17 protein-coding genes are annotated in these 21,321 nt (G+C 49.2%); 4 read left to right on the top strand and 13 right to left on the bottom strand.

What is annotated here, in order from left to right:
• Nucleotides 1–181 precede the first annotated feature (181 nt).
• Both EYB31_RS05245 and EYB31_RS05250 read right to left on the bottom strand, forming a co-directional pair.
• Complete coding sequence (locus tag EYB31_RS05245; RefSeq protein WP_165452224.1) at nt 182–1,759, bottom strand: DUF3502 domain-containing protein; 1,578 nt, start codon at nt 1,757–1,759, stop codon at nt 182–184.
• 175 nt (nt 1,760–1,934) lie between these two features.
• Nucleotides 1,935–4,259, bottom strand: coding sequence for a helix-turn-helix domain-containing protein (locus tag EYB31_RS05250; protein WP_131012237.1), 2,325 nt, complete (start codon nt 4,257–4,259; stop codon nt 1,935–1,937).
• 238 nt (nt 4,260–4,497) lie between these two features.
• Between EYB31_RS05250 and EYB31_RS05255 the strand changes: the two genes are divergently transcribed.
• A complete protein-coding gene (locus EYB31_RS05255; RefSeq protein WP_131012238.1) occupies nt 4,498–5,061 on the top strand; it encodes a guanylate kinase in 564 nt (187 codons plus the stop codon).
• A 136-nt stretch (nt 5,062–5,197) separates the two neighbouring features.
• Here the strand turns inward: EYB31_RS05255 and EYB31_RS05260 are convergent, their stop codons facing one another.
• From EYB31_RS05260 to EYB31_RS05270, 3 genes are all read right to left on the bottom strand, one after another.
• Nucleotides 5,198–6,832 carry a HAMP domain-containing sensor histidine kinase gene (locus EYB31_RS05260; RefSeq protein ID WP_131012239.1) on the bottom strand — a complete coding sequence of 545 codons (1,635 nt, stop codon included), beginning with the start codon at nt 6,830–6,832 and terminating at the stop codon, nt 5,198–5,200.
• Nucleotides 6,829–7,515, bottom strand: a complete 687-nt coding sequence (locus tag EYB31_RS05265) for a response regulator transcription factor (protein WP_131012240.1) — start codon at nt 7,513–7,515, stop codon at nt 6,829–6,831. The genes EYB31_RS05260 and EYB31_RS05265 overlap by 4 nt, the downstream gene beginning before the upstream one ends.
• A 105-nt stretch (nt 7,516–7,620) precedes the next feature.
• On the bottom strand, nt 7,621–8,445 hold the full coding sequence (locus tag EYB31_RS05270; RefSeq protein ID WP_131012241.1) for a hypothetical protein: 825 nt from the start codon (nt 8,443–8,445) through the stop codon (nt 7,621–7,623).
• Nucleotides 8,446–8,781: 336 nt separating this feature from the next.
• Here EYB31_RS05270 and EYB31_RS05275 point away from each other — a divergent pair, with 336 nt between their 5' ends.
• The 3 genes from EYB31_RS05275 (at nt 8,782) to EYB31_RS05285 (ending at nt 11,016) form a co-directional block, all read left to right on the top strand.
• Nucleotides 8,782–9,828 carry a beta-propeller fold lactonase family protein gene (locus tag EYB31_RS05275; RefSeq protein WP_131012242.1) on the top strand — a complete coding sequence of 349 codons (1,047 nt, stop codon included), beginning with the start codon at nt 8,782–8,784 and terminating at the stop codon, nt 9,826–9,828.
• A 448-nt stretch (nt 9,829–10,276) separates the two neighbouring features.
• Nucleotides 10,277–10,474 carry a hypothetical protein gene (locus EYB31_RS05280; protein WP_131012243.1) on the top strand — a complete coding sequence of 66 codons (198 nt, stop codon included), beginning with the start codon at nt 10,277–10,279 and terminating at the stop codon, nt 10,472–10,474.
• A 5-nt stretch (nt 10,475–10,479) separates the two neighbouring features.
• Complete coding sequence (locus EYB31_RS05285; RefSeq protein ID WP_131012244.1) at nt 10,480–11,016, top strand: GNAT family N-acetyltransferase; 537 nt, start codon at nt 10,480–10,482, stop codon at nt 11,014–11,016.
• Nucleotides 11,017–11,078: 62 nt separating this feature from the next.
• Here EYB31_RS05285 and mgrA read toward each other — a convergent pair whose 3' ends face one another.
• From mgrA to EYB31_RS05325, 8 genes are all read right to left on the bottom strand, one after another.
• On the bottom strand, nt 11,079–12,074 hold the full coding sequence (gene mgrA, locus EYB31_RS05290; RefSeq protein ID WP_131012245.1) for an L-glyceraldehyde 3-phosphate reductase: 996 nt from the start codon (nt 12,072–12,074) through the stop codon (nt 11,079–11,081).
• 210 nt (nt 12,075–12,284) lie between these two features.
• Nucleotides 12,285–13,139 carry a carbohydrate ABC transporter permease gene (locus tag EYB31_RS05295; RefSeq protein WP_131012246.1) on the bottom strand — a complete coding sequence of 285 codons (855 nt, stop codon included), beginning with the start codon at nt 13,137–13,139 and terminating at the stop codon, nt 12,285–12,287.
• 3 nt (nt 13,140–13,142) lie between these two features.
• Nucleotides 13,143–14,012, bottom strand: a complete 870-nt coding sequence (locus EYB31_RS05300) for a carbohydrate ABC transporter permease (protein ID WP_131012489.1) — start codon at nt 14,010–14,012, stop codon at nt 13,143–13,145.
• Nucleotides 14,013–14,119: 107 nt separating this feature from the next.
• Nucleotides 14,120–15,469, bottom strand: a complete 1,350-nt coding sequence (locus tag EYB31_RS05305; protein WP_131012247.1) for an ABC transporter substrate-binding protein — start codon at nt 15,467–15,469, stop codon at nt 14,120–14,122.
• Nucleotides 15,470–15,579: 110 nt separating this feature from the next.
• On the bottom strand, nt 15,580–17,160 hold the full coding sequence (locus tag EYB31_RS41235; RefSeq protein ID WP_131012248.1) for a response regulator transcription factor: 1,581 nt from the start codon (nt 17,158–17,160) through the stop codon (nt 15,580–15,582).
• A gap of 35 nt (nt 17,161–17,195) precedes the next feature.
• A complete protein-coding gene (locus tag EYB31_RS05315; RefSeq protein ID WP_165452225.1) occupies nt 17,196–18,911 on the bottom strand; it encodes a sensor histidine kinase in 1,716 nt (571 codons plus the stop codon).
• 75 nt (nt 18,912–18,986) lie between these two features.
• On the bottom strand, nt 18,987–20,156 hold the full coding sequence (locus EYB31_RS05320; protein ID WP_131012250.1) for a trans-sulfuration enzyme family protein: 1,170 nt from the start codon (nt 20,154–20,156) through the stop codon (nt 18,987–18,989).
• Between the two features lie 60 nt (nt 20,157–20,216).
• Nucleotides 20,217–21,167 (bottom strand): uroporphyrinogen decarboxylase family protein, encoded by a 951-nt coding sequence (locus EYB31_RS05325; RefSeq protein WP_131012251.1) that lies wholly within the window; start codon nt 21,165–21,167, stop codon nt 20,217–20,219.
• Between the last annotated feature and the right edge of the window lie 154 nt (nt 21,168–21,321).

Raw genomic sequence — 21,321 nt, forward strand, 5'->3', positions numbered from 1 at the left:
TAAAGAGTGCTAAATCTATAGCCAAACATCACCCCCTTGTTGAAATCAACTTTTTTTTAGAGCAAGGAAAGTTTAACTATATTAAAGCGCTAAAGCGCTTATTAAACTTTCTGCTCGCAAGAAAAGCTCCCGCTAGGACACGAATGTACCTCACCGAAAGGGCTTCGATCAGAAGCTTTTCTTATTTTTTCAAAAATGCGTCGATTTGCTTCTGCTTTTCGGCGATGATCTTGTCTACGCCGGCTTTTTTCAGCTTATCGATAAACTCGTTGTATTTAGCATCCTGCTGCGCATCGGTTCCCGAACCGCTTTCCAGCGTTTTGCGGTATTCCACCACGATCGTATTCACCTTGGATATTTCCGTTTTTACCGGATCGGGATTAAAATCAAAACCGGCAATGACCGATTTCGTAAAATTGTTCGGGTCGGTGCTCATCTGGATGAATTTCTTGTCCGTGGCCGTGGCCGATGCCGGAATGCGGGCATTGGACCAAGGCGTCACCATCCACCATAAATTTTGAAACACTTTGGACGGATCGGCGCCTTCCGGATATTTGAACTGCTTATCGCCTACGGGAACAAAATCCTTTCCCTGAATTCCGTATAGGTACAGGTCTCTTATTTCCTTATCTTTATACAGCACATTCAAAAACATCAGCACCCGCTCGGCGTTGCGGGAAGATGGCGTAATCACGATAAAATTGCCGGCTTTAAACGAGCTGACCATCTTGAAGCCTTCGCCTTCAATGGATACATAGTCCAGTCTCGCGCCGGGATCAAGCTTGGCCCGTCCGGCGCTGTTCTCGCCCATGTACCCTTCCGGGGCATTGCTGATGTAACCGAGGCTTTTCGTGTCGGAGATCAGCTCCGACTGCAGCGACGCTTTGCTGAACAGCGAATCTTTGTCGATCAGCCCCTCGTCCCACCAGCGTCTTTTTAACTTGAGAAAATCTTTGTACTGCTGCGTCTCGAATTGGTTAATCACAACCGGCTCGTTGTTCAGCAGAAAACCTGGTGAATTAAAATCGTAGCTGGGCACATATTCACGCTGCGTACCGAGAAAAGCCATCGCTTTATAATCGCCGGTATATTCGCCGTTGTACCTGATGCCCACCCTGCCGCTCGCCCGCTCGGACGCCAACGCTTTTTTCAAAAATGCCTCCACCTGCTGCAGCGAACCGAGGTTGCTTGCATTGTAGCCGTATTTCTCGGCGATATCGGCCCGGAAGTTAAAACCTTGCGGGTACTCAATCGGCCCCGGAATTGGAATCCCATACAACTTCCCGTTGTATTTGTTGGTATGGATATATTCGGGGGTAAGCCCCTTATATAAGTCGGGAGCGTACCGTTCAATCAAATCGGTGACATCCCGCGCCCCCATCCGGTTCAAAATCTGCGAATAGTTCTGCCAATATCCGTTATAGAAGAAATCGTAGTCTTCGCCGGCAGCCATTTTGACAAGCAGCTGGTTATTGTAGCTGCTCCAAGGGATGTACTCGATATCCAGCGCCGCATGAATGGATGCGGAGAGCTTCTCATTCAGCGCCTTCATCACTTCATTGTAACGAGGCGGCGTCTCGCCGGGTAAAACAAGCTTAAGCGTGACATCGCCGTTTCGCTTCCCGCCCGCCGCGGCTTCATTCAGTGCCGCCTGATTGCCGTCACTGCCGGGCAAGGATAAGGGACTGCTGCAGGCTGAGAGCAGGAGCAGCAGCGCTGTGAATAAAGGCAACCATGAAGCCAATTTCTTTCTGTTCACAAAGTTCCCTCCTGAAGACATTTGTGGGATGGGTTCTCGGGTGTTATCGTAGCTTTTTCGTGGCGAAAAATATACTTCAAAATATGATTATTCCTCAGAAATCCGTAAATCCGCGGTTTTTGTAGTAACTTAAGCTGCCGCATGATTAAAAAAAAACCAAGCTGCGAGGCCTGGTTCATTTGGCATTATTTTGTCTTCGGTAGGCGTTGGGCGTCAGCCCGTATTCCTTCTTAAACACATAATAAAAATAGTTGCTGGAATTGAAGCCGGCGGCATGTGCAATCGACTGGATGAGCATATCCGATTGCTCGATCAGTTCTTTGGCTTTTTGCAGCCGCTTGCGGTTGATATAGTCGTGAACGGATACCGACGTCTGTTCTTTAAACAACACATTCATATAACTGACCGAATATTTTAAATGATCCGCCACGTCGGCGGCCGAAAATTCCACCCGTGTATAGTTCTCGTCGATAAACGCCAAGGCACCGGCGACCATTTCGCTTGATTTGGTTTTTTTACCGTTGTCCTGCACATTTGCCGCATTCTGCACCACTCCATCGATCCAGACGGCGATTTCTTCCACAGATTCGAGCTTGATCAATTGGCCGTACAATTCCTGGTAAGACAGATCCGGCAGCGGATTGCCTTTGGCCGCGGGCGATAAGCTTTTGAGCACATTGATCGCCACTTCGCTGGCCGTTGCAATCATATCCCGGTACGGGTAGCCCTCCAGCCCGTAAAGCAAACTTTCGATAGCGGGTTTCACCTTATCCAGTTTCCCCAAATTCAGCTCATTGATGATCGCTTTTTCCTTATCGTGGGGATATTCCGGTTTCTCCGGCTGCCGCAAGCTGACGTAATCCAGAATGGAGCCGGCTCCGCGGTATATGCGGTGATGCGTAGCCGCCAGCGCCCCTTCATACGAATATTCGGCTTCATACAGTGTCTCCACCGATTCGCCGATGCCAATCGTTACGCTAACATTCAAATATTGCACGAAATTGGACTGTACCTCGGTTAATACCTCTCTTAAATGCTGCAGATCGTCCTCCCATTGATTCACAATAACCGCCACATGATCCGCGGCGATATTAACCGGCAGGCAGCGGTAAGTCTTCTCGATCGTTTCTTCCGCAATATTGCACATCGCATACCGGATTAAATATCGGCTTTCGCTGTCGAAAAGCTCCTCGAAGCGGCTGTAATGATCGATCCGAAACACGATGACCGCAGCTTGCTTGTCCGTTTCCAGCTGAATATGATGTTCCTTGATCTGCTCGTCAAACCGGCTTCGGCTGTCATGATAACCAAGCAGCAGGCTTTTCAAAAATTGCTCCTTAAGCAATACCTGCGTCCGGTGCGAGAAGTTTTCCAGCGATTCGTTCTCGACCACCACCTTGGAGAAGGCCCGCTTGACGATTTCAATATCCCCTTCCATCTCAAGGCCCGTCAGCCCGTTGGTCTGGCGTTTGACCAGTTGGATGAGCGACCGAATCGGAGAATAGATGACCCGCGATAAAATAACGGATATGATCAGACTGGCGACAAGCAGCACGGAAGTGCTGATTAACGTAATGTTTTTAATGTTGATCAAGCTTTTGAACATCTCGGTGTACGGGTAGATGCTCACATAATGGAATCCGGTGCTCTCCATGGTCGTTTTCTGGAAAGACACGACGTATTTGTTGCCGTTGACGCTTTCGATGAAAGAACCGCTCAATTCCGCGTTTTGCTCAATCCGGTCAAAGTAGGCGAATTTGCCGTCTTTATCGGTAAACAAGCTGGTGGAAGGTTTGGTCACGAATTCCCCGTCGTTCTGAACGATAAACATCTGGTTTAACGGGTCGTTCACCATCTGATCGATCAGCGCCTGGAATTTATGGCTGTTGATATTAATTACCATTGCTCCTTGAATCTCTTTGGAACTGGAGGATGGTTCGGTAATAATCAGCGACAGCAGCGGCCCGTCCGAATCGTTCCCCGGGGGCCCTTTGCGCAATATGTATTGAATTTTCGGGGAAGTGTACCGGTACCCGCTTAATATTTCCGTCATCTCGGTATCCGTAAAGTCGCGAACTCTCATATTCGCGTATTTGGTGGAAATGACGACATTTTGCTGCATATTGTACAAATAAATCGACTGCACGATCGGATTGAGCTGCAGCGTCATGTTGAGCCGCGTGCCGATGTTGCTTTGCGTGAATGTGTCGGTTTCGTCGTGCGAGAACATCGCCGCAAAAATGATATCGTTATAATAGAGGTCGTAGCCGATTTTCACTGTGGAAGTGTACAAGTAGTTGGAAATATTTTGCGTCTGAAACAGCATGTTGTGGGATAAATCTTGAATTTCCCGCTCCAAAATATGCTGCGATTTATAATAAAACAGCCCGAACACCAAATAAACATTCAGGATGTTCAATATGATAAACGAAACCAGCAGCTTCATATATGTATTTTTTCTTATGGACAGCGAGGTACGCGAGATTCCTAACGACTTCATACGCCGGACGGGTCCTTTCTCGTGAGCAGCGTTTGATGGGTGCTGGTATATATTTTAGCATGAAATCCCGCCGAGGTTCGAACTTTTCATTACACCCTCTCTGTCCGAGAAGAGCGAGCTCCCAAAAGAAATCAAGCAAGAGCTGCGAGAATTCCGCGACAATTCACCCTATCTTAATATATAAAATTCCGATATAATAGAGTCATGCTCGTCAACCAATTTTTGGGAGGGTATGATAATGGGTGGAACAAATGACAATAAGCGAATCTTCGTATTTACCGGCCCGGACGGTTCCGGAAGAAAAACGGTCGCCCAGAAGGTTGGGGCGCTTTGCGGTCTGCACAGAGTGATTTCCTATACCACCCGTCCCCCTCGATCCTACGAGAAAGACGGGGTAGATTACCATTTTATAACCCTGGAGCAGTTTACTGAGGCAGAACAAAACGGTGAATTTGTCGAATCCCTTGAAATTGAAGGCGTGCATTATGGCATCAAGTCCCGGGAAATCGACGTGATGTTTCAGCAGCAGCAGTTCGTATACCTTATCCTGAACCGCCAAGGCTCTGAGCTGGTCAAACAAGCTTTCGGCGACAAGGTCGTCCGGATCATGATTTATGCGGATCGAAACAAGGTGATGAGCCGTTTGTTGGAACGCGGAGATACAACGGAAGTTGTTTACAAAAATTTAGATCGTTACGAAGAAGAATTGAGCTATTTAAAAGAATGCGATGCTCATGTGGAAAACTATGAGTTGGACGAAACCGTCGACGAAGTAGCCGAAATCATAAAAACATATATTTAATCCTGCGGATTTAGCATATACAGGTATACGACAAGAAGGTGCCCCATCAGTCATGAACATGATTGTGGGACACCTTTTTTGCGATTGACCGAACTGCTAGCGGCAGAAGTATTTCCGAACGAACGGGCCATGTCCCCTATTCTGTATCAGAAGATCCTGCAGCCTGCTTCGGTTCTATATAAAACGCCACGCCTTCCGGCTCGTTGGCGGCCCGCACCTGCATCCCGTGATGCTCGGCTATTTGCTTCACAATAGCCAGGCCTAGGCCAAACTGGCCGTCTCCGCCGGATCGGAACGGCTCGAACAAGCTTTCGGCGATCGCTTCATCGAGATGCGGGCCGTCGTTGCTGATGCGTATCACCGGCAAAAGGCCTTCAGCCGTGCCCGTCTGCGCGGCGATCTGAATATGTCCGGCGGCATACCGCAGCTGATTGTCCAAAATATTTTCCATCATCACCTTCCATTGCTCGGCGTCGCCGCGCAGCCGGATATCCGGGTCCAGCGTCATTTCCCAACCGATCTCGGGCCGCCGGTAACGCAATCTGTCCACTGTGTCCTCGATAATTTCATTTAAATGAAACGGTTGAAACGGCTTTTCGCGGGCGGTCAAGTAATTCAGCTTATTGAGCAGCAGCAAGTCGCGGATCCGTTTTTCCAGCCGTTCGCCTTCTTTCATGATGACACTGACGCTTTCATGCAAAGTGCCTTTCGGGAAAATCCCGTCATAGATGGACTGCGCATAACTGCGGATGACCATGACCGGCGTCTTCAGCTCATGCGACGTATGCTGCAGAAAAAATTGCTGCGCCCGGTCCTGCCTGACCAGCCGCTGCCGCATCGATTCGATCGCTTTGGCCAAACGGCCGATTTCGTCTTTGCGTTTCGTTTCGAAAGGCTCATGCCACTCCCGCTCCGCCAGCTTGCCCACATGCCGTTCCATCTGCACAAGCGGCCGCGTAAAATAACGCGCCAATCCCAAGCAAGGAAGCCAGCTGAGCACGATCAGCCCGACCATCAGCAGCATCAGCCGGTAAAACATCGTCATCACCAAATCATTGCGGTAATTGCCCCATGCGTAAGACACAATGTAACTCGGCTCGTTCTGAATAAGCTCCTTGCGAATGACATAAAAAATACTTCTGTCATCGATGCTGAGCGTATATTTTTTGAGCGGCACCACTTGGGCCAAAGCATCTTGTTCCATCGCTTGGACAAAAGGCCGCTCGATCGAAGTGGCCGCTGTCAAAGTCGACATCGCGGTTGTCGTTTGCGCATCCGTGCTGCCGCTAATCATAAAATGCTGAATCGCCGGTCCTTCCGGCGCGCTGATCCGGGTAGCTAGAGCAAGCGCAGCCGGTTTCCCGGCAACGGCTATCGCCTGATCTTCTTTTTGATCCGCCGGCATCGTAATGAGTTGTTTCATGGAAATCGTAGTTGGTATCGTAGGAGTAAATGAGCTCATTTCCGTGATGGTGGAGGCTGCAGTTGCGCCTGTATTCGATGACGTTGTGGATGCCAGATCGGGCGGACCGACCACCGTTACTGCAGCAGCGGGAATAGAGACACGAAGCGCCGGCATAGCCGGTGCGGTCTGATCCACCCGCAGCCCCCTTTGCGTATCCAGCAAAATATCGTAAATCTGCTCGGTAAAAAAACCTTTTAACGTCCACGGCAGAAGTACGGCCAGCAGCGTAAAAATGAGCAGCGTCAACGCTGCAAATGCCCCCCACAACTTGACCGCAAGCGGCCATTGTCCGACTCGAGTTCTCATGCCTTCACCATCCTATATCCAAATCCGTACACGGTTTCCAAGCGCAGCTCCGGCAGCTTGCGCCGCAGCCTGCGCACCAGGTCGTCGACAACGCGGTCCGAGCCGTAATAATCAATCCCCCACACAGCCGCAAGCACCTGCTCCCGCTCAAGAATTTGTCCGCTATGGGAAACGAAAAAAACAAGCAGCTCAAATTCTTTGCTCGTCAGATCGAGCTTATTCCCGTCGCCGTCTTCGACGATACGCGCCTGCTCGTCAATCACATAGGTTCCCGCAGTCAGTTTGCTGCGGCGATCTTGAACGGCCGCGGCGGCTGCGCTGCCGTATACCCGCTCCAGCAGCTTGCGGGAACGGATGACAAGCTCGCGCGGCAGAAACGGCTTGGCCAAATAATCGTCGCTCCCCATCTCAAGCCCGACAATACGATCGATATCGGCATCGCGCGCCGAGATGAAAATAACCGGCTGCAGCGGATCCGCCGCTTTGATTTCTCTCATCAGCTGAAACCCGTCCACTCCGGGAAGCATGATGTCGAGGACCCACAAGTCCGGTCGCTCCGCAATCGCGGCTTGCGCCGACGAACCGTCGCGGAACGCACGCACGTGCCACCCCTCTTTTTCCAAATATGCGGCCAATACGCCGTTTAAATGTTCCTCATCTTCCACTAAAAAAATGCGATACATGAAGGTCCTCCCGTTACATCCCGCGATCCTGCGATATGGAAAAGGCGGACACGGTTCGCGGCTAGCGAACCGTTCCCACCTGATATATGATCTTTTTTCGGAATCTTATTGCTTGGCGGCTTCGGTTTGCTGTGCCGCCGCTTGAGCGGCTTTCATTTTTTGGCTTACATCGCGAAGCTGCTCCGTCTCTTGCTTATAGTCCGTCAACAGCAGCGGCAGCAAGCTCTTGATCGTTGCCGCATCGTCGGCGTCTACGGCCTCGGCCAGCTGCTGCTGGCGCTTAAACGATTCCGGCAGCTCCACTTTCATTATATCATCCGCTTTTATCCCCTCAACAGGAAGTGCTTGGGCAATATCTTTCAGTTCGGCGCCATCTTTTATAATGCGTACCTTGAGTGCGGGAACGGTTTCCGTTGAAGCCCCTTGACCATTAGGCGTTTCTCCCTCTTTCGGAGGCAGCGTCTGCTCAAAACGGACGATTTGGCTAAATGGGACGTTGTCCTTCGCTTCAGCTCCGTCTGCATCTTCGCTGCCCGTTACGGTTATCATTTGGGCTTTGCTGCCGATCTCGGCTCTCTTGGTAATCATGACAGCGCTGGTGATCTGCGGCTTAGGCATGTCCGCTTCTACTTGCTTGCGCTCATCCAGCGCTTGTTTCCACGCTGCCGACGTCTCCGGGGCGTAGGTCGCGGAAAGCAGCTTCCAGTAATTGCGCTGCAGCGCAGGTTGAATCAGCATCGCCGGTGCCGCAGCAGCTGCCGTCAATTTGACGGCCGGCTGACTTGTCGTTACAACTGCAGCAGGTGTGGTTGTTGCCTGATCCGCAGCCGTATCCGCGGCAAAAGCGCTGCCCGCACCTCCGATGGCCATTGTCAACATAGCGGTAAGCAGACTGGTTTGAGTTAAACGGCGTTTCCATTGTTTTTTCATGATTGAAAAACTCCTTCCGGTTTATGTAGTTCCAGGGGTGTCATCCCCTACAACCTTACTGTACCGAAAGATTGTGGACATCTTATCGCAACATTGTGGGAAATTGTGTGATGCACGGGAGGATGGAGAGGGCGGTTGCCCGCAATTAGATTTGCAGCAGAGCGATTCATCGCACGAACAATACAACAAACATACGTTCGCAAACCCATTTTAATTGCAATTGGATGAATGCTCTATATCAAGCTTACGACATAACCATAATCTATTAGTAAAGCTGGTCCTGAAGTTTCAAAAATAGCTTATCGCCAAAATCAAAACCAATGCGAGGTGAACCATTTGTTTTCCAAACTGCTGTCTATGGACCACAGCCCCGTCGCGGAGATCTACACTCCGGATTCCATTCTAAGCCACAGTAAAATAACTTTTCGCAATACCGAATTAACCAAAGGCAAAATTCGATACAGCACTTGTACGGATGTCGCATGGATCAACAAGGACCGCTATCTGGCCGTTTTAAATTACGCAGCTGAATCGCTGCATATCTATGCGTTTGATCGATTAAAACATACCGCTTCGCCAATCCAATCTCTGAACAATCAGAACGGTATGCAATTACATGAACCGGACAAGTTTGCGTTTTCGCCTAATGGATTATACATGGCCGTTACAAATAATAAGGCGGGATCTTCATCCGTCAACCTGTACCAGATGGATCCTCGCTCAAGCTTAGTTCATCCGGTTCCGTTTGGCGTCATTAAAGCTTCGGATTATCGTTTTCACGGAGTTGCTTTTTCAAATAATTCCCAGTATATGGTAAGTACTGTTACGAGCGATCAAGGGCTCATCTATCTTCACAAACTTATCCCCCAAGCGCATGGCGCTGTCAAGCCGGAGCTCGAGCAAACGGTTCAGAACGGATATTTCCCTTTAAAACCCAAATCGATAAACTTCTCTCAGGACGGATCGCTTATGGTCGTTTGTTTCAGCAGCACTCCGGGCAAGGAATCGCCGACCAGTAACGGCGGGATAGCCATTTATTCATTTGATCAACAAAATGGAATCGTTGGCACGGAGCCGCTGTGCGAGCTCATCGGCAACCCCGAAATGGCTTTTACCGATGACGTTGCTTTCTCTTGTGATGCCGCATCTTCGTATATTGCTATGACATCCCAGGCGAACGATTCCATCGTTTTTTATCCATTCGATAGAAAAGCCAATCAGATCAACCCCCAATTCTTCGCTCTTTCCAATCCGCAAGCGAAGATCAGCTTCCCGCACGGTCTAGCGTTGTCATCCGACAACCAATATCTTGCGGTTTCAAATTATGGCGATGATAAAGTAACCGTTTATTCATTGAACGGGGAAGCAAAACGTCAAGGGTAACATAGGGCATGGAATCATAACCGTCTTTATGTAACTGACGAGCGGCGCTCTTTTTTACATAAAGAGAGGTTATCGCTTTCGATTCCGAATGATTATGACATGTTGGACAATTGCAATAACAATGGAAACAATGCGAAAAGAGGCGGTGGGTTCGGTTAGTAACAAGAAAAACCGCCAGGATTTCACCCGCCGGCCCTTCATGAATAATTAAGTGTCTGTAATGAGACAACTGTCTCTGGTGGTTGAAGAATTTGGACTAGGACATTCAAATCGGATGTCCTTTGTAAGGTTGGTAATTGTTTACTTTTACCAAGTAAAAGTGGTATATTTAATATAGACAACACTAGACAACACTAGACAACACTAGACAACTTTGAACAAAATAATTTTCATAATATGACTTACATTCCCCATGATTTCCTCTATTCTTTTCCTATGGAGGTGTCCCATGGGAAAAGATAAGGAGGAGAAAGAAATGGCTGCTCCAGCTATGCCGATAGAACATATCCAAATCGAGATGTCAGAAAAAGATTATAATGATTTCGTTGAATTTGCAACGAAAAAAAAGACTTCTTTTACTCCTGAACAGCAAAAGATTAGAGATAGATTTAAAAAGTTTGAACAAAACCGTAACAAAAAGAAATAGGCTGTATGAATGAATTTTTGGATGTTACACCACTACATTTTGGTAAAATTAGTCGAGAATATTTAACTTTAATAAAAGATTTTGATTGCGGTAAAGAAGTGGTTAATAATTTTCTTAAAATAGAAGCCTTAAAACTTCATGAACTAAGAAAAGTAATTACCCATCTGGCTTTTGATGAAAATCAAAATTTAGTCGGGTATTTTTCTTTGTTTAATGAGTCGGTAACTATTGTGAAAAGCAAGAGAGAACAACAAAATTGGGATGACATAAGAAGTGAAAAGAGTATATTTCCAGCCATAAGACTCCACTTCTTAGGAGTTAACAAAGATTACCAAGGCCGTGGTTATGGAGAACAGTTGCTATTTGAAGCTATCGCTATTGTTAAATCAATCTCAACTGATAGTGGATGTAATTTCATTACTTTAGAGACTCAATCAGACACAATTCAATTTTATATAGATCGAATGTTTGTGCGCTTGAAACAATCTGACCATGACCATTCATATAATGATATGTGTTTAAGATTCGATTGGTATTATTAAGAATTAAGAATTAATGATTATAGGTCACCCAAATGGGTGACCTTTTGTATATTTATATTATGTCAGCGCAATATCGCTTCAATCTGCTCCAGTTCCTCCGGCTCCAGCTTCAGCCGGTTCAGCACGCCCACATTGTCTTCGATCTGGCTGACCTTGCTGGCGCCGATCAGCACCGAAGCAACCCGCTCCTTGCGCAGCACCCAGGCCAGCGCCAGCTGAGCCAACGTTTGCCCGCGGCTTTCGGCAAGCTCGTTCAGCAGGCGGATTTTGAGCAGCTTTTCCTCGGTGATGTCGTTTTCCTTCAAGAAAGGGCTGTTCGAGCTGGCCGCGCGGGAATCCACTGGGATTCCGTTCAAGTATCGGTTCGTCAGCATCCCTTGGGCCAGCGGACTAAAAGCGATGCAGCCCGCTCCGCCTGCTTCCAGCTCGTCCAGCAGACCGTCCTCGACCCAGCGGTTGAACATCGAATACGTCGCTTGGTGGATAAGCAGCGGCGTGCCCAGCGATTTCAAAATCTCGATCGCCTGCTTGGTCTGCTCCGCCGTATAATTGGATATTCCCACATACAGCGCTTTGCCTTGCCGTACGATTTGGTCCAATGTGCCCATTGTCTCTTCCATCGGCGTGTTCGGGTCCGGCCGGTGCGAATAGAAAATATCGACATAGTCCAGACCCATTCGTTTCAAGCTTTGATCGAGACTGGAAATCAAATATTTCTTCGATCCCCACTCACCGTAAGGTCCCGGCCACATGTAATATCCGGCTTTGGTGGATACGATCAGCTCATCGCGGTAAGCAGCCAAGTCTGACTTCAAAATTTTACCAAATGTTTCTTCTGCTGACCCGGCACTAGGTCCATAGTTGTTAGCCAGGTCGAAATGCGTGATCCCCAAATCGAAGGAACGGTGAATCATCGCTTTTGCGTTGGACAGCGTGTCCACATCCCCGAAATTGTGCCACATGCCCAGCGAAACGGCTGGCAGCTTAAGTCCAGAGCGGCCGCAGCGGTTATACACCATAGAATCGTAACGCTGCTCGCTTGCTTGATATATCGTCATGTTGAATAACCCCCTAAAAATTGTAAAATAAATCCATATCCATCGTTAAAAGGCCCCGAGTTCGACAACCGCCATGTGACTCCAGGATTTGCGCTCATAGGCGTATCGCTGGAACTGACGTTTGAGATAGGAACGTATAATTCCGCTTCCTGACTCGGGCAACCTCACATCCGCCCTCGGATGCGCACCTATCGGCATCCTTATCTCCGGCTATCCCTTCAGCCCTGTCGTGCTAATCCCCTCCACGATGTATTTCTGGAAAATAAAAAACACGGCAAAAACCGGCAGCAAACTCAGCGTCGACATCGCAAACATCGCACCCCAGTCCGTTTTCATCGTCGGATCGGAGAAGTTTTTGATCGCCAGCGATACGGTGGCAAGCTTGGGCGAGTTCAAGTACAGCAGCGGGCTGAAGAAATCGTCCCATGTCCAATAAAACTTAAAGATCGAAACCGTAATAATCGGTGGAACAAGCAGCGGCACCATAATGCGGAAAAAAATTTGGTATTTGCCGCAGCCGTCGATATACGCCGATTCGTCAAGCTCCCTCGGAATACCGCGCAGAAACTGAATAATCAGGAAGATAAAAAACGCTCCGCCAAAAAAAGCCGGCACGATCAACGGCAGAAACGTATTAATCCAGCCCATCTTGTGGAAAAATATGTACTGCGGAATCATCAGCACCTCGCCCGGCAGCATCATCGTCAGCATCATACAGCCGAACCAGAACGGCGCCCACTTGAACCGGATGCGGGCGAAGCCGTAAGCGACCATCGTGGATGAAATGACCGTCCCGATCACCGAAAGAATCGTAATAATAAACGAGTTTTTGAAGAAAACCGCAAACGAAATGCCGGCAAATCCTTTAAATCCGTTCACATAATTATCGAAGTTCCATTTGCTCGGAATCAGCTGATGCGAGTTGACGAAAATATCCGCCGTATCCTTGAAGGAGCTGGACAGCATCCACAGCAGCGGATAGACCATCACAAAGGCGAATGCCGTGACCAGAACATGAACGATGACCGATTTGGAATTTTTGAATGTTTTAACAGCGCCGCTCATGCCCTAGTCTCCCTTCGATTCGTAATACACCCAGTGCTTGGAGCTTTTGAACACAATCGCGGTAAAAAACGCAATCGTCACCAGCAGCATCCACGCCATCGCCGAGCCATACCCCATCTCATAGTAGCGAAACGATTTCTCGTACAAGTACAGCACATAAAACAAGGTTTTATCGAACGGCCCCCCGCCGGTTACGATCATGCCTTCGGTAAACACCTTAAACCCGTTGATAATGCCCATGACCAGGTTAAAAAAGATGACCGGCGTCAGCAGGGGCAGCGTAATATTTTTGAATTTATACCACGCATTTGCCCCGTCCACTTGGGCCGCTTCATAAAGTCCGGCGGGAATTTGCTTGAGTCCGGCGAGAAAGATCAGCATCGAAGACCCGAACTGCCATACGGACAACACGACAAGCGACATCAGCGCGGTAGACGGATGTGTGATCCAGGACACCTTCTCCGTAAATCCGAAGAAAGCTTCCAGAAAGGAGTTGAAGGCACCCGTAGCGCCGAACAGCTGACGCCACATGACCGATACAGCCACGCTGCCTCCGATCAAGGTCGGCAAATAATAGGTTGCTCTGAAAAATCCGAGGAACTTCAATTTCATATTCAGCAGCAGCGCAACGGCCAGCGCAAAGGCAAGACGCAGCGGAATGGCGGTAAATACGAAGATCAGAGTGGCTTTGACGGATATCCAATACCGTGTATCTTCGGTGAACATTTCCTTGAAATTGTCGAGGCCGACCCATTCGGGAGGAGTTAAAATATCGTATTTCGTAAAAGCCAGATACAGCGAGACGCCGATCGGAATAATGGAAAAGGCCAGAAACCCAAACAGCCACGGGAAAATAAATACATATCCCGCCATATGGTCGGATTTCCAAAACGGTTTACTGCCGGCTCTGCTCAAGTTTCATCACCTCGGGTTATGTCATGGGATAAGCCTGTAAGGTTGCAGGCTTATCCCCGCTGCAATTATTTTTTCTTGGCTAATGCCGCGTTTGCTTCTTTCCTGAACTTCTCGGCGGCTTTGTCCGGCGTAATTTTTTCATAGAACACTTCTGCGCGAATATTGGTGAAAATCTTGGAAACTTCCGCACCCGCTACCGGCGCCGGAGGATCGATCGTGCTGGAATGCTTCTCCACTATCTGCAGGTACTGGGAAACCCGTTTTTGCGTATCGCTGAACGTGCTTTGCATGCCTGCGATCAGTTTCGGATGATAGGGCATCCCGAAGTAAGCGTTTAACGATTTGGCGGCGTCGAGGTTATTCGTAAAGAACTCGATGAATTTGGCCGCTTCTTCCGGGTGCTTGGACGAAGCCGCGATGCTGTGGAAGAAGGAAGGTTTCATATACATTCCCTTGCCGTCGCCCGATCCCGGGTACATCGCCATGCCCATCGGTTTTTTCAGCTGAGTTTCCATGATATCGGCGTGGTTGCTCCAATAACCGAATCCGCCGAATGCCGCTTGGCCTTTAGGGAACGGTCCGTCTTCCAGGCCTCTGACCTCCAGCTCCACGCCCATCGGGCTGATCGTACCGGCCTTCTGCCATTTCAGCTGCATGTTCATGAAATCCGTGAACAACTTATCGTCATCGTAACCAATAGCATCTTGGGCTTGGTTGTACAAGGATTTTCCATGTTGTCTGAGCCATACTTCAAAATGACTCTGCATCAGGTGCGTATCGCCGTAAATGTTCAGCTTGTCTTTCGCCGTCTGCAGATCCTTCTCGTATTGATCCCACGTATAGTCCGGTCCCGGCGCTTTGATACCGGCTTTCTCCAGCTTCTCCGGATCGTAGAACATGACCAGCGCATTGTTGCCAATATTGATGCCGTAGTTTTTCCCGTTGATGATGCCGCCTTTCATGTTGACCTCGGCCACTCCGGTCATGTCGATCGTTTTGTTGGCGATAAAGTCGTCGAGTGGTCTGAGGATGCCTTTATTAACGTAGTTCTGAATCTGCGAATAATCGACGCGGACAATGTCCGGCAGGCTGTTTGAGGCGGCTTGAACGTTGATTTTGTCATTATAGGCGTCGCCTGCATAATATTCGGCTTCGATTTTAATGTTTGGATTCGCTTTCTGGAATAATTCGATGACCGCATTGTTTTTATCGACGGTCAATTGGGAACCGGCCCAATACGTCATTCTCAAAGTAACGGGTTCGTTTTTTTTCGCAGCGGTGCTTGGGGGGGCGGCGGCCGCAGGCTGCTGGCTTTTGGAGTCGGCGGCTGAGGGGGCGGGACCTTGCGAGCAACCGGCAAGCGCACCCGAAACGGTCATGAAAGAGGCTAACATCAACAATGGAATTTTTCGCATAACGACACTCCCAATATGAAATTTTTGATGCCAATTCGCTGTTCTTCCTTCATTTTAGCGGCTGCCCTTGGGGATGATAATGTAAAAAACAGATGCATTTTACCCGAAAATCAGGAATGAAGTTCTTGTTTCGCCATCGTTTTATACTCCATCGGCGTAAATCCCGTATATTTTTTGAAAATATTGCTGAAATACTGCGGATCATGCCCAAAGCCGGTCTGCTCGGCGATTTCGTACACCTTGGCATGGGCGTAATGGATCATCAGCTCTTTCGCCCACTCAATGCGGACCCGCGTCACATATTGCGAAAATTTCTCGCCCGTTTCCTTGCGGAACAGTTTCCCCAAATAATCGACGTTCATAAAAAAGAAATTTTTGGCCAGCCACTGCAGACTCAGCTCTTCATTCCCCAGATGATCGTGAATTTGCTGAACCATGCTGTGAACGAGCATGCGGTTTTTCTTTGAATAAATCTCATAATTTTCCTTCGTAATGACATGCGATACGTTAAATACGTATTTATGAATGTCTTCCAGTGTTTTCATCTGCAGAATGGGCACGATTTTGGCGATATTTTCATTGATTTTATCCGGCATCGTTTGCCTGACGATCGTCGTAATCAGCTCGATGCAGAAGCTGATCGCCACATGAATCTCGCAGCGCTGCTCCCTGAGCCGTTCGAAGAACAACGCCAGCTCGTCTTTCAAATCCTCGGCATTGCCGATTTTAATCGCCATCACGATACTGCTGTAATTCATGTTGATCGTGTCGAGACTGGACGAAGATGTCTCCAAATCAACTTCATCGCTTGTAATAATGCTGCTTTCGCCGAGATAAAACCGGTATTTCAAATACTGCTGCGCATCCTCGTACACTTTGGGAAGCTCTTCAAACGTGCATGGATCGCTGATTGACAACGTCAAGTCGATCTTATAGCGGCTCTCGAATTCGTATTTGATCCGGCTGGTCAGCTGAATGATATCCTGCACGTCCATGTCCTCGACCAAAATAATAAACTTATCCCCGACAATCGTGCTGAGCATGATGTTGCGTTCCTGCATCAGCTCTTCCGAAATGTTCTTGAGCGCATACAATTCAATAAACTCAAAGGCCGCCTCCAGTTGAAAGAGGATCAGCCTGATTTTCTCGTCATGGATGTGCAGCATGTGCTTGTAGTGGTCCATCTCGTATTTGAAAAAGCTGCGGTTCAGCAGACAGTCCCGCAGCAGCTGCTCTTTCACCTTAGGCAGCGCCTCCGCAAGCTGATCTTCCATATGCTGGTACAAGTCCGCTTGGTTCCGCTCTCCGTCCAGCCCGGCAATGACCTGCCGCAGCACTTCGGTGATATCCGTTTCGTCACATGGCTTCAGCAGATAATGCTTGACGCCGTATTGCATCGCTTTGCTGGCGAATTCGAATTCGCCGTGTCCCGACAGCACGATGAACTTCGTATCGGGGCGCAGCTGCAGCGTCAGCTTAATCAGCTCCAGACCGTCCATCTTCGGCATCTTGATATCTGTGATGATGATATCCGGACGCAGCTCCGGCAACTGCTCGTAAGCCGACAGCCCGTCCGCAGCGCAGCCGGTATAAGTCAGACCAAGCCGCTCCCAATCGATCAGCCTGGAAATCCCCTCGCGGATCACCCGCTCGTCATCCACCAGAAGCACTCTGTAACTTCTGTTGCGCAAAATCGCCCACCTCACCTGTCTGTGTTTATCCGCATTTATGCCGGAGTGCTCATGTAAGGAACAGAGATTTTAATTACAGTGCCCGAAGCCGTTCCGTTTTCGATGGCAATGCCGTAGGATTCTCCAAACAAAATTTTCAGCCGTTCATGGATGCTCTTCAGTCCGATCCCCGTTCCTTCGGCGCTAATCTCGTTAATCTCAAGCTTCTTCAAATAATCGGTATCCATGCCGGGGCCCGTATCTTCGACCACAATGACCAGCCGGTCCGGACGCTCTTCCGCGCGAATCGCAATTTCGCAAAACTCCGCAGCGGGCTCCACCGCGTATTTGATGCAGTTCTCCACGATCGGCTGCAAAATAATACACGGTATGTACAAATCCTGCAGATGCTTAGGTATATCCACCCGGTAAATAAGCCGCTCTTCGAAACGGAATTTCTGGATGTAAATATAATTGTAGAGATTGGCGACCTCTTCTTTAATTGTGATGAATTCTTTATCGTTGACGGTGCTCCGCAGCAGGTTGCCCAGCGCCTTAACCATTCCGGAAATTTGCAATTGTCCGTTCATCCGCGCCAGCCAATTGATCGAATCCAGCGTATTGTACAAAAAATGCGGATTCAGCTTGGCCTTCAGCATATGGTACTCGGCATCTTTCAGCATCAGCTGCTTTAAATAATTTTCCTTAATCAAGGTATCCAGCCTATCGATCATTTTGTCAAAGTTACGGCTCAATTGGCCGATTTCATCCCGATTCTCGGGAAATTCCAGCTTATCCAGCTCGAAATTCCCTTTTTCCACGATAGCCATCTTTTTGGTCAGCTTTTCGATCGGCAAGGTAATGCTTCTGGAGAACTGCAATCCGATAATTAAAATAAACACCAATACCACCGCATATAAAGCGAGCAGCACAACCTTCATAATCATCGTATCTTTAAAAATGGTCCCGTATGGCACCAGGTAGATGAACGTCCAGCCCGTGTAATTCAAATTGAAATGCGCCGCCAAATATTTGGCTTGATGCAGTGTGATCAAGCTGTAGTTGGGCTCGTCATGAATGTGCAGGTCCTGCACGCGAATCGCATTTTTCGGAGGATAAATCACGCTCCCCTCGCTTTCGATCAGCAAGGTGGAAGCGTAATTATCGCTGGCGTCCGTGGATGATTTAATGATTTTATCGGCAAAAGTACGGATAACCAAAGTACCAAGCGGCTCCATGCTTGTTTCGGCAATTTCGCGGATTTGGCGCAGCGAATAAAACGAATCTCCCGGTTCGGTGCCGCCCACCCAAATGCCGGCCCCTTGATATTTCGCCGCCTTATCCCGCATGTTCAGCATATCACTTGCGCTCAGGCCGTTAACGTTCAAACCGACGCCATGGGAACCGTTATGCGTATCCAACACCGTGATGGAAGCGATCGCGTAATCGGATAAATGATAAGACATCAGCTTTTTGATCAATTCATTGGAGGAGGAGTAGGACTCGTACGTTTCCGGCGACGTCTTGATCGTGCGCAAATATTTTTGAACATCGGCGTCGGACATGATGGACAGCGATAACTTATCGATGTTCAGCAGCCGTTCCTCGATGCGTTGTGAAAACAGATGCAGCTTGCCCGTCGCTTCCCGGTAAATCAGTTGATCGTACAGCGATTGCGTCAGCTGAACGAACAGCCAGCCCAGAAAGCTGGTCATAAATGCGCCCAAAATGACAAATATGAGCAGTTTGTGTTTGATTTTTAAGTTTCTCACCGTCATCACCCTGCAGTATTATACCATAGACGCACATCGACCAAGTGTTGTGCCGGAGCTGGAAATCCGCACCGTTTATCCCGACTTGCTGAACTTCTGCCGGCTTGGGAAGAAGGACTGGATGCTGTCCGCATCTTCAATCAGATCGGCCGGATCTTCCAAACCGATATTTAACCGGATCAGACTGACCGGATGTTCCGGTGTGGAATCGGGCGTCGGTCCGACGACAAGCGCCAAGCTTTCGTACCCGCCAAAGCTAAGCCCGATGCGAAAGTAACGCAGCTGGTCCACCCAATCTTTGGCCTGATCCACGGTTCCATTCACCTCAATGGACATGAGGCTGCCGTAGCCGCTCATCTGCCTGACGGCCAATTCGTGCTGCGGATGCCCGGGCAGCCCCGGAAAGTTCACTTTGCGGATGCAGGGCACCTTGCTGAAATATTCGGCCATCGTCGTGGCCGACCCGCTCAGCCGCTCCATGCGAAGCGGCAAAGTGCGCATGCCCCGCAGCAGCAATGAAGCGGAATGCGGCGTCATCACGCCGCCCAGCAGCTGATGATCGATCCGGCTAAGCTTATCGATCAGCTCGGCCGAACCGATGACCGCGCCGCCCAGCACATCGCTGTGGCCTCCGACATATTTGGTCAGCGAATGAACGACCAAATCGATGCCCAGCTTCAGCGGATTTTGGAAGCAAGGCGAAGCCCAGGTGTTATCGATGATCGTCATAATCTTCCGCGATTGCGCAAGCTTGACGCAAGCCGATAAATCCTGCAGCTGAAAATAATAGCTGGTCGGGCTTTCCAAGTAAATTAGCGATGTATTCTCGCGAATGGCCTCCGTTATGCTCTCCATCGAGGTGCCGTCCACATAGGTGATTTCTACCCCGTAACGATGCAGAAAAAATTCTAGAAACTCCCGTGTCCCGAAATACACTTGATCGACGCAAACGATATGATCCCCTGCGCGCACAACAGATAAAATCGCTGCCGAAATCGCCGCCATGCCGGATGCGAAGCATTGGGCTTTTTCGCCGTATTCAAGTGCCGCTACCCGTTTCTCCAATTCCTGCACCGTCGGATTTCCCATCCGGCTGTACTTGAAGGAATGACCGGGCTCGTCGCACCGCGCGTAAGAAAACAGCGTATTCTGGTAGATCGGAATGGTCACCGCTCCCTGATGCCTCTCATCGTGCCGATCGTGGGCTACTAACGTATAAGGCAAAGGGTTCTTTGGCAGGTTCATAATAAACGCCCCTTTCTCTTCTGACTGGTATGGATGATGCCATCATGCTGTCCGCCGCCATTAAGCTTGCTTCAGGGCGTTCACAACCCAGCCGATCCGCTGGCGGTCAATGTCGCCGGGAAGCGAGCAATCGGCGCCCAATATCATTCCCGTCGTATCTTGAGCGGCGATCAGCTCATTGGTGAAACGTTCCACTTCGTCCTTGGAGCCGCTGTACAATACGCTGTTTTTGGTGTTGTCGAATCCGCCGATTACCGTTTTACCGCCAAAAAACTCCCTGCCTTCCTTGAGGCCCAGACCTTCCACGTAGATCGCCCAGTTAAAAGCTTTCGCCGGGTAATCCTGCCAGCATTCCAGCCTGTTCTTGATCCCCGCCCATCCGCACAAATGTGCCATGTTGTTGTCGCTGAATTCATTGGCGTGCTCCAGCACATATTTGTCGCTAGGCGTAATCCAGCTGCGGTATTCGTCATAGCTGAAGCGGTCCATCTCGCCGCCCTGCAGGCAATAATACACACCTGTGCATTTTCCTTCGGTGATCAAAAGCTCCGACAGCATGGCCTGATCCTGGGCAATCACATTCAGCGCATACATGACCGCTTCCGGATCTTCTTTTAAGTGCCGCATCACCAGCTCGTCCGAAGTCCCAAAACGGATGCAGGAGAACGGCGCGAACACATTATAGAACGTGCAGCATTCCCCGTTCAGCTGCGCATTGATCCCTTTCGCCCGCTCCACCTGCCCGCGGATGTACGGGTGATCGGGGCCAAGCGGCTTCAGCTTGCGCCAGTCGGCTGCTTCTTGAATTTCCACGGCAATCGGGAATTCGAAATATCCGTCGCACATGATTTTAATAAAATCGATATCGCTGTTCTTATAATACTGCACGTGCGCGTCGATGCAGGCCTGGCCTTTCGCCTCATCCCCGGAAAAATGGAACCAGAAACCAACCGGAACCTTGTCGACAGCCTGATTGTTCATCGCGTTTAATACTCTCGTTTTTTTATCCATAGTAGTCACCGATCCTTTGTCAAATTCATTTTGTATGCTTGCTGCTGCAAGTGTACTACCTCAAGCTCCAAATAAATATAAAAAAAGGAGACATTTTCGTGGGAAAAACCGAAATCATGAGGGAACAGCCGGACAGCCGGCTTTATATAAACTT

This window comes from Paenibacillus thalictri (genome assembly GCF_004307995.1).
Classification (GTDB): domain Bacteria; phylum Bacillota; class Bacilli; order Paenibacillales; family NBRC-103111; genus Paenibacillus_AF; species Paenibacillus_AF thalictri.

Excerpts from the sequence above, each read along its gene's own strand:
- EYB31_RS05305 (WP_131012247.1), bottom strand. The coding sequence starts at position 15,469 with ATGCGAAAAATTCCATTGTTGATGTTAGCCTCTTTCATGACCGTTTCG.
- EYB31_RS05295 (WP_131012246.1), bottom strand. The coding sequence starts at position 13,139 with ATGAGCGGCGCTGTTAAAACATTCAAAAATTCCAAATCGGTCATCGTT.
- EYB31_RS05280 (WP_131012243.1), top strand. The coding sequence starts at position 10,277 with ATGGGAAAAGATAAGGAGGAGAAAGAAATGGCTGCTCCAGCTATGCCG.
- EYB31_RS05320 (WP_131012250.1), bottom strand. The coding sequence starts at position 20,156 with ATGAACCTGCCAAAGAACCCTTTGCCTTATACGTTAGTAGCCCACGAT.
- EYB31_RS05260 (WP_131012239.1), bottom strand. The coding sequence starts at position 6,832 with ATGAGAACTCGAGTCGGACAATGGCCGCTTGCGGTCAAGTTGTGGGGG.
- EYB31_RS05265 (WP_131012240.1), bottom strand. The coding sequence starts at position 7,515 with ATGTATCGCATTTTTTTAGTGGAAGATGAGGAACATTTAAACGGCGTA.
- mgrA (WP_131012245.1), bottom strand. The coding sequence starts at position 12,074 with ATGACGATATATCAAGCAAGCGAGCAGCGTTACGATTCTATGGTGTAT.
- EYB31_RS05250 (WP_131012237.1), bottom strand. The coding sequence starts at position 4,259 with ATGAAGTCGTTAGGAATCTCGCGTACCTCGCTGTCCATAAGAAAAAAT.
- EYB31_RS05285 (WP_131012244.1), top strand. The coding sequence starts at position 10,480 with ATGAATGAATTTTTGGATGTTACACCACTACATTTTGGTAAAATTAGT.
- EYB31_RS05270 (WP_131012241.1), bottom strand. The coding sequence starts at position 8,445 with ATGAAAAAACAATGGAAACGCCGTTTAACTCAAACCAGTCTGCTTACC.
- EYB31_RS05255 (WP_131012238.1), top strand. The coding sequence starts at position 4,498 with ATGGGTGGAACAAATGACAATAAGCGAATCTTCGTATTTACCGGCCCG.
- EYB31_RS05300 (WP_131012489.1), bottom strand. The coding sequence starts at position 14,012 with ATGGCGGGATATGTATTTATTTTCCCGTGGCTGTTTGGGTTTCTGGCC.
- EYB31_RS05325 (WP_131012251.1), bottom strand. The coding sequence starts at position 21,167 with ATGGATAAAAAAACGAGAGTATTAAACGCGATGAACAATCAGGCTGTC.